Raw genomic sequence first — 2,109 nt, 5'->3', positions numbered from 1 at the left:
CATATGGGGAAAGGAAAGCTAGCATCACTTAACGTGATGTGGCGATAAATTAATTAATTTACCACCTTGTCTAAAACCGTCAAACGAGACGAACAAAAGGTTGATGGATATTAAAACTACGTAAAGAGGGTCAATTCTTAACGTTTCATGGCGAATATACCGCCACGTAAAACTGTTACGTCGGCAAACCAAGTGTTCTGCCAATAAAATTTGCTGTTACCTGTATAAGACATAGTCGTGCTCCTGATTAAAGTAAAGTTGTATAAACCTAGTAAAGCTTGGCTCGGTTCCCTGGAACGTACATTTCTCAAATCCATTGAGACAACTTGTCACTCAGATCCTTGGAGGTTATATCCATCCTGGATTAACTAGAGCCGACAAACACATTGCTTGCCGACGAAATGAATTATACAAAACTGTAATTTAATTACAAGTATTATTTGCTTTAATTCACAAAAACTTCATTAAAAGTGATTTAATTACAATAATTTCGTATTAAAACTATGTATAACTATTGTTAACAGTATGTAACTGTAAAATTAAACGCAATAAGAACAGCCACTTAACAACCAAAACACCTCTAATTTGAAAGCTGTAATAAAGCAACCAAAGGGCTTGCGGTTGGCTTTCCATACAAAGGATCGCCCTCAACAGCACTGCCTGCAATATCGATATGGGTAAATGCCAGTTCTGTTTCTGTTAATCCAGAGGCTTTTATCAAGAAAGCGGCAGGATATTGATGCCCACGAGCAGTAATGGAAGACGGACCATTATTCGATGACACTACATCTGCAGCGCCGTTTTTATCGGCAATTTTATCAAAGTCTTCCGGACGTAATCGTGAAACCTCGAATGGCTCCCCCCATAACTGACCCACTTCAGCAAGTTTTGCTGCAACCCCTTGCTTTTTAGCAGCGCTATTCTCAACTAATGCAGGATAACCACCATAGGATCGTACAACATGGCCGGTTAACGTCGCCACCGAAAATAATTGTGGATTCACCGCTGTTTGAGCCTGTAAACGCAAATGTGATAATAAGTCAGCCAACACTAAGCGACCTTCTGCATCAGTATTACCAATGCGAACTCGCACACCTGCGTGGCTCGTAATGATTTCATCAGTGACAAATGCATCACTGCCAATACTGTTTCTTACTAATCCGAGTTCAGCAATGACTTTAATACCTTTAGGTTTCAGTATTGATAGTGCTTTCATTAGACCGGCAACTGCTGCCGCGCCACCTTTATCACGGCTCATGCCAGCCATAGATCCTGCAACTTTAATATCAGCGCCACCAGTGTCGTAAACCACACCTTTGCCAGCAAAGAATAAGGTTTTTGTAATAGGGCCTTCACCAACATATTCAAGCTTTACCACTCGTGGATGATGACGTGCAACATCAAAAGAGCTTCTACCCACTGCGCTGAGTAATGGGTATTGCGCTTTTAACTGCTCGACTTGATCAACCACAGATACAGCCAAACCGCTATCAGCAAAAGCATCAACACAATATTGTGCAAAACCAATAGCCGACATACGCTCAGGATCTGTACCACAAAGATCGCGCGCCAATACTCGTCCAGATTCTGCCGCATTAAGTAATAAACTATGGGTGGCAGTATTCAATAATCCAATCGCGGTTAAACTCGGTTGTAAAGACTTTGCTTCTCGCGCCTCTAACGGTTGCCAAAGCTCTTGTCCACACGCCAGTGCGGCGACTTGTTCTGCATTAGCAAAGCGATTGTCAGTTACACTTGGAACAACTAGTAAAGGTTTAGTGGCACCTGCGGCTTTAGCAATGGCAATACCTTCTCGAGCGGCTTTGGCAAAAATCCTGACATCGCTATACTCATTGTCGCTATCTGTCACTGGGGAGATAATCAAACGACCACCGGCTAACCCTGGGGCAAAAAGCAACGTGGCACTTTTACCGACACGGAAATCTATTTGACTAGCGTGTGCAGCAAGCAAACTCACTTCATCTTGTTTGATGTCAGCTAAACTCGTCGCTATCACGACAACAGCGTCCCAACCTTCGCCTTCAAAAATAGCCTCATCAGTTGTGACATCAATAATTGGCACTTGGAACGCAGTAAGCGCTTTATTCA

The 2,109-nt window shown here is 42.7% G+C and carries 1 protein-coding gene; it reads right to left on the bottom strand.

Annotated features, from left to right (window positions below):
• Positions 1-580: 580 nt before the first annotated feature.
• Positions 581-2,083, bottom strand: a complete 1,503-nt coding sequence (locus CXF78_RS15005) for a M17 family metallopeptidase (protein ID WP_102037251.1) — start codon at positions 2,081-2,083, stop codon at positions 581-583.
• Positions 2,084-2,109 lie beyond the last annotated feature (26 nt).

Source organism: Shewanella sp. 11B5 (assembly GCF_002836795.1).
GTDB classification, from domain to species: domain Bacteria; phylum Pseudomonadota; class Gammaproteobacteria; order Enterobacterales; family Shewanellaceae; genus Shewanella; species Shewanella frigidimarina.
Note: the sequence above shows the minus strand (reverse complement) of the source record. Positions and strands in the feature narration are given on the sequence as shown.